The following is a 7,568-nucleotide window of genomic DNA, read 5'->3' on the forward strand; positions in this document are numbered from 1 at the left end:
CCTTGGTCTTACCTTAACTGAAGCAGAAATTGACCAAAAATCTAAGGAAATGAACCAATGGTTAAGTCCTCACTGCAAAGGAATATTACACCAATTGTTACAAGAGTTACTATTAATTAATGACAAAGATTTAATTCAAATTTTAAAACTGCATTATGGTAAACAATTAAATAAAGAGCAAGTAGCATTAGAACTCCAAATACCTGAATCTTTAGTAAATTATAACTTAGCGCAGGTCAAAGAAAATTTACAGATAGAATTCCAAAAGCAATTACAAGATAGGCTGGGTATTAGTTTGGCATTACTTAGATCGCCAGATAAGCAAATTATTACTTTAGTCGATGAATGGTTAAAAGTCGCACCATATGAAAGTTATAAAATATAAAGGAGATAGGCTAGAGATGTTAAATATTGAGCAATACTCTGTAATTTATCCGGAACAATTGTGGTTATATTTTTCAGAAGAAGATAAAGAAAAAGCATGGTCAACAGAACATAAATATTCTAATGATGCTCCTCGTTGGAATGCTTTTTTAAATCGCCTCTGTTTGAATAAAGTTACAGAATGGCTACAAGGAGATTCTGGTTTTAAGGTTGCAGTTTGCCCTAGCGATGAAGCTTTATCAAGTATTTGGGAAGTGGTGAATGGCACTGCTATGCAGTTAGGAAAAACTCGCTGGATACTAATTCCTAGTGAAGCAAGCGATACTGAAGAATTTTGTGTACCACAGGAATGGGTGGATATTCCTAGCTGGGCTGGAAATTATTACTTGGCTGTACAGATAAATTTACTGGAAAATTGGTTGCGTGTATGGGGCTATGCCACACATCAAAGACTCAAATCTCAAGGAATGTATGATAAGTTTGACCGCAGCTATTCATTAGATGGAGAAAATTTAATTAATGACCTAAATGTTATTTGGGTAAAACAAGAACTTTCTCCTCATGAAACAGAAGCGACTTTAGCAGTAATAGAAGCACTGCCCCAAGTATCGACTATACCAGTAGAGCAATTATTAGAAAAGCTATCTCAGCCCTCTCCCTATTCACCGCGTCGCGAAATCCCTTTTACACAATGGGCAATTTTAATAGCTGACGATCAATGCAGACAAAAATTATATGAAAGGCGACAAGAGTTGTTAGTGCAACCGACAACAATCAAAGCCTCTGCAAAGAAGACAGTAAATTTAAGTAAATGGTTGCATAATGTGTTTGAAGACAGTTGGCAATCAATTGAGTCGCTTTTTGGTACAGAAGAAGCAAAGTTAGCATTTGGCTTCCGCGATCGCAGAATTGAGAAGTACAAATTTGAAGTAATTAAGCAACTAATTGACCAAATTTATACTAGTCGGGATGAGGAACAGCGTAAACAAGCAGCAGAGAAATTAGGAAAAAGTGGTACAGGCGACCAAAATGTGATCGCAGCATTAATTCATCTATTAAATACCACTGACGACCAAGAAACCCGTTGGACAGCTGCGGAAAGTTTGTGGACTATCGACCCCGATAACCCAGTTGCTGGTATCAAAAGGATAACTGACTTAGGGATGCAACTTGCAGGTAATCCAGTAGCATTAATGGTAGGAATTTTACCAAAACCTTTACATAAATTAGCGATTTTACTGCGGGTGTATCCTATGGGTAGTAAAAATTATTTACCTGAAGCACTGCAATTGAAGATACTAGATAACGAAGGAGATTTATTTTTAGAAACCCAAGCCAGGAAAGCTGATAATTTTATTCAACTCAAGTTTAGTGGTTCGCCAGGGGATGAATTTAGTATCAAAATAGGAATAGATAATGTGCAGATTACTGAATATTTCGTTATTTGAAGTTAGTATAAGAAGCCAGGAGATAGTTGTCATGAACTGTGTACACTACACCATCTTAATCTTAAAGTTAGGCATAGAGCCTATTCTAATTCTGTTAGCGCAGCGGGGCGTAGCTCATTCTGACTTTTGAATTCTGCTGCAAGTGCAAGTTGACTAAAAATTGAGATAAGTATAAATCGCATTTGGCTCCAGTAAGACTATGAGCAAATTAGTCATTCTGAAAATTGGAGAAGGCAACTTTGAGCAGGGTTTTCCTGTAATATTGCAAATTGGCGAAGAAGGTAAACCATTCCCTCCTCCTGTTCAAGTTACGGGTAATTTACCACCAAAACCAGAAATTATTCAACTATACGATCGCTGGCGTTTAAAATACGATAATATTGGCGATAAAAAAAGAGCATTAGAAAAACCCAATAAACAAATAACTAATGTTTCTATTCCAGAAGACTGTCAAGCAGCAGCTCAACGTTTAAGTAATAGCTTGAATCAGTGGTTGCAATCAAGGGAATTTTTGCGAATTCGAGACAAGTTGCACGAAGAAATTAATTCATCTGAAGTAGTACGCTTTTTCTTGGAAACAGAAGATATTCAAATTCAACGTTTACCTTGGCAGGAATGGGATTTTTTTGCTAATTATAATTATGCAGAAATTGCTGTTATTCCTCGAATTTATAAACAAGTTAAACAATCTATTCAGACACAAACACAAGTAAAGATTTTAGCAATTATTGGTGATGGTACTGGGATTAATATTGAAGAAGATAAGCGTTTATTGGAAGAGTTACCTAATGCTAATATCAAGTTTTTAGTAGAACCAAAACGGCAGAAAATTAATGATAAGCTATGGGAAGAAGGCTGGGATATTTTATTTTTTGCCGGTCATAGTAAAACTGAATCAGAAACAGGTCGAATTTATATCAACGAAACAGATAGTTTAACTATTTTAGACTTAAAATTAGCCCTCCGGCGTGCAATATCAACAGGGTTGAAAATTGCAATTTTTAACTCCTGTGATGGTTTAGGGTTGGCGCGGAATTTGGCCCAATTGCACATTCCCCAAACTATTGTTATGCGCGAACCTGTACTAGATAACGTGGCGCAAGAATTTTTAAAATATTTTCTGAGAGAATTTTCTCAAGGTGAATCTTTTTATTTAGCAGTACGGAAAGCACGTGAGAGATTGCATGGATTAGAAAATGAGTATCCCTGTGCTTCCTGGTTACCAGTCATTTATCAAAATCCTGCACATCAACCCCCACTATGGCAAGATTTAGTTGCTGCACCACTACAAGCATTAGAACCAAATAACCAGCCTGCGATAATTCAGCTACTACCACAAATAACAGGAGAAACTAAAAATTATTTAACTACACGGACTCGTTTTTTACCTATACTTATTGCTAGCTTGTTAACTACAGGTATTGTGCTAGGAGTACGGCAAACAGGTGTATTAGAAAAAGTTGAATTAGTAGCATTTAACCAACTCATGCAGTTGCGTCCTGAAGAAAAACCCGATGACCGGATTTTGGTAGTAGAAGCAACAGAACAGGATATCAATAAATATAGCTTTCCTTTACCAGATGGGATCTTAGCTCAGGCAATAAATAAGTTAGATCAATATCAGCCGCAATTTATTGGTTTAGATATTTTTCGTGAAATTAAGAGAGAACCAGGTCATGCTGAATTAGTCAAACATTTTGAACAAAATGACCGTTTAATAGCTGTTTGCAGAGTTCCTGATTCTAGTGACCTCAATAATCCTGGTGTTCTCGCACCACCAAAAATGCCAGCAGATGGTGTTGGATTTGCTGATGTGGTAATTGATTCAGACCGTGTTTTACGTCGCCATTTATTATTTATTACTCCTGAACAAAATTCTGCTTGTAATTCAGATAATGCCTTTAATGTTCTATTGGCAATAAACTTTTTAGAAACAAAAGGTATTAAACCAACAAAAACTTCTGAAGGGAATTTGCAACTAGGTAATGTTGTTTTTACACCCTTACCTGTAGAAGATTCGACTGGCGGATATCACAAGATTGATGGCTGGGGAACGCAGATATTGCTGAATTACCGTGCTTCACGAAAGATTGCAGAAACAGTCACTATTACACAAGTTCTCAATAGTGAGATTAACCCAGAAATGGTACGGGGTCGGATTGTGATGATTGGTGTCACAGGTCGAACTGCTGGAGATTATATCAATACTCCCTATGGTGAAATACCAGGGGTATTGGTGCAAGCACATATGGTCAGTCAGATTTTAAGTGCGGTGCTAGATAAGCGACCTTTGATGAAAATTTGGCCAATGCTGGGTGAGATTCTTTGGGTTTGGGGTTGGTCGTTAATGGGAGTCCTATTAGTGTGGCTTTGTCCATCTCGCTTTGTGATCTTAGCGATCGCCTCCACTAGTGTTATGCTTATGGGATCGTGCTTAATTTTACTTATCCAAGGTTATTGGGTTCCAGTTGTTCCCTCAATCTTAGTTTTGGTAATTACAAGCACAGTAGTGAAATCAAATTACCACAACGACTTAACAATTCAAAATTCCAAATCATAAACATTTTTTGGTTTTGAGGTTGCCAGAAGTGTTGAATGTTAAGAAAAATCCGATAAAAATAGCCCAAAATATGGTATTTTTGGGTGAAGGCTTAAAATATATTAGTATTCAACATTTCTGACGTTGTAGATATTTTTTGCCACTATGCTTGATAGTTAAACGTTTCGACAATTCAAAATAAGTACTCAAAAATAGATATTTTTATGGCAACAATAACTGGATATAGATTAATTTCAACTTTCACTATCATATATGCATTTATTAACTTTACAGCCTATCTGCCAATTGTTAACGCTCAAACCTCCAACAATAATCAAACTGTCACTCCCAAACGTCAGCGTGTAACCTTTAAACCACCAAATCGAGGCGCACCCAAAAAACGTATAGCTGCTGCTAGCCGGGGAGGGTGTCCCGATACCAAACAACCTTTGACTGCTTTAGTTCCCAACAAAGATATCAATTTAACTTATTCTGAATATCCAAAGTTTTGGTTTTATATTCCTGATTTACCCACACAAGCACGAGTAGGCGAGTTTATTGTACAAGATAAGCAAAAGAATGATCTCTATCGTACGTCTATAACTTTACCAGACAAAGCAGGGATTATTAGTGTCAGTTTGCCTGACAATTCACAAAATTATTTAGCATTAAATCAAAGCTATCGATGGTACTTCAAAATATATTGCCAACCACAAGATACATCAGTATATTTCTTTGTTGATGGAAATATAAAACGAGTTTCACCAAGTAATTACAGTCTTGAGAATATTTGGTTTGATAACTTAACTTATTTAGCACAAAAGCTGCGTGCAACACCACAAAACCCAACAGCTAGAGACGAATGGGCAGCATTTTTAAAAGATGGAGAATTAACAGAATTGAGCAATGAACCCTTGTTAGATTGCTGTTCATTGTCAAAGTAATACTATTTTTTCAAATATTAAGGACTTATATTTTTGTTGATTACAACCAGTTACCAACTAAAATGTAAGGTGCCCAGTGATATGGTTCATCTTTTTGGTTTAATAAAGCTATTTGAGCGCGTTGCAGAGCTTCAGCTTTGGTAATATTTGGATTAGCTAACTCCTGGTAAAATCGTTTCATTAATAAACTAGTTGACTCATCATTCACAGGCCATAAGGAAGCTATTGTGCTGCGTGCGCCTGCACTAACTGCTACACCTGCAAGTCCAAGTGCAGCCCGATCATCACCACTAGCTGTTTGACAAGCACTGAGAACTAATAATTCTATTGTTTTAGATGCTTGCCCTGTGTCAGTACTTCGCAGTAAATTATTCAAATCCCTTGCTTTTATTAGTTTGTCCCATAAAAGCAAAAAGGTTTTGTCAGGGTCAGAACTAAATTGACCGTGTGTTGCTAAATGTACTATAGAGAAACCGCCTTTATTAATTTGGCGCTCTAAATTCTTTTTAGTAAACTGTTGATTGAGTAACTCTTCGCTACCTCGAACTTGGAATTTAACTTCCCGCAGTTCTGGTTCTACGTTTTCAAGTTTGTTAAATTCCAGCCCTTCAACTTTTCGTTGTTCGCTCACTCCCGCCGTTAAAGCATTTAGCTGGATTTTTGCTCTTTCACGGGGATTTATTAACTGTAAACCTGGAGTGAGTGCGATCGCATATTTCTCCACCAAGTATTTTTGCCCATCATAAAGTACCCCCATCGGTATATTCCGCAACGCTCCATCTAAAACAAACACCAGCGTTTTCACATTACTGCGATTCAGTCTTTCTTGTGTTGATGCGATTAACCATTTGTAAACTTCTTGCGATAATATTTGCACGTCCTTCGCTCGGTCAACTTGGGGAAGTGCTTGCTGTAATTTGGCAATAGTATTTTTTGCTATTTTTATATTCAAAGGAGTGCTGTAGTGCTGTAAATCTTCTCCTGGCAGTTTCAAAATGACTTCTAAGCTATTTGGCAGAAAGAAAGCATAGAAAACAGCTGTGCGTGGGTTTGCTTTTTCAACTATCTCATCAATTTGTTTTGGTTCGGCTGTAACGCAAGCTTCCCGAAAAAAATCATCCAATTCAGCTAACTGCAAAGATTCAATCACTTCACGGGTGAGTATCAAGTTGGGTTGTTTTTGTTTTAAAAGTAAATCAACCAGTTCACGATAGATAGGTTCCACACTTTCACGGAAGAAAAACTGAATATCTGGGTTAGTTGCTACTAAGTCGCTACGTAACGATTGCAAGTTTTTAAATGCAATAGTATAGTTAGAAATCGCCTGCTGAGAATCACCCAGCGCCTTCGCAATTCGACCTAGTTGCCATTGCCAACGGTAAGCAATATCACGAGCATCGGCGGTAAGTGCTAAATTTAAAGCTTGACGGGTGAATTTATTCGCATCTGTTAGTCTCTGTGTTTGCTGATACAGTCCGCCACGATAGCCAAGGGCATATGCTTCTGCTTGTTTGTCTTGTAAAGTGCTTGCTTTCTCACTAGCAGTTATTAACAATCTCTCAATATCTGACCATTCGGGAGTAATATCTGTTAAATCTTGTGAATTTGATAATAGTTTATTCTCTGCTTCTTTAAATGCTATACATTGTTGAACGATGGGAGAACTAAACTCTGGTTTGACTACAGTTGACTGTTTCAAGCACATCAAACTTTGAGCTAAGTTGATTTGTGCATAAATGCTTGACCTACTAGAAGGTAGATTATTCAACTGTGTTAAAATAGGCAACCATAGTGCTTGAGCCTGCTGCCATTTTCTAGCTTCTATTAATGTATTTAGATGATTTAGTTGTGCTTTAACTTGTACTAGAGGTGAGGCATTTTTTTGAGCTTGTTGATAGTAATTAATTGCTGCTGGAATGTTCTTTTGGGCGCGGGCAACGTTACCCAAACTCAGAAGAATTGTACTTTGCTCTTGGGATAGTTTTAATGTTTGAGCAATTTCCCAACTTTCCTGCAAGATTTGTTGTGCTTGTTTTAAATCGCCTGCCACACTGAGATTATTTCCTAGACTCAATAAAGCTGTGACTTTTAGAGGTGAATTTGGTTGCTGCTGGAGATTTTGGTTGACCTCATTCAAAATAGTTAAAGCACGGTTATAAAGTCCCAAAGCTTGAAAAGCCTGTGCTTGGTTTATTAAACTTTGAATTTGTCCATTTTGGTTAGAGATTTGCGCGTAGATAGTAGCTGACTTTT

General features: G+C 37.1%; 5 protein-coding genes. 4 read left to right on the top strand and 1 reads right to left on the bottom strand.

Annotated features, from left to right (window positions below; genetic code table 11):
- The 4 genes from LC605_RS29795 to LC605_RS29810 all read left to right on the top strand — a co-directional run.
- A partial coding sequence (locus tag LC605_RS29795) for a hypothetical protein (protein ID WP_229551037.1) occupies positions 1–385 on the top strand: 385 nt, incomplete at its 5' end.
- Complete coding sequence (locus LC605_RS29800) at positions 366–1,832, top strand: DUF1822 family protein (protein WP_229551038.1); 1,467 nt, start codon at positions 366–368, stop codon at positions 1,830–1,832. The genes LC605_RS29795 and LC605_RS29800, both read left to right, overlap by 20 nt.
- Positions 1,833–2,031: 199 nt before the next feature.
- On the top strand, positions 2,032–4,392 hold the full coding sequence (locus tag LC605_RS29805; RefSeq protein WP_229551039.1) for a CHASE2 domain-containing protein: 2,361 nt from the start codon (positions 2,032–2,034) through the stop codon (positions 4,390–4,392).
- 203 nt (positions 4,393–4,595) lie between these two features.
- A complete protein-coding gene (locus LC605_RS29810) occupies positions 4,596–5,315 on the top strand; it encodes a DUF928 domain-containing protein (RefSeq protein WP_229551040.1) in 720 nt (239 codons plus the stop codon).
- 40 nt (positions 5,316–5,355) lie between these two features.
- Here LC605_RS29810 and LC605_RS29815 read toward each other — a convergent pair.
- On the bottom strand, positions 5,356–7,568 hold a 2,213-nt coding region (locus LC605_RS29815), incomplete at its 5' end, for a CHAT domain-containing protein (protein ID WP_229551041.1).

It is taken from the genome of Nostoc sp. CHAB 5836 (assembly GCF_020829445.1).
Lineage (GTDB): Bacteria > Cyanobacteriota > Cyanobacteriia > Cyanobacteriales > Nostocaceae > Nostoc.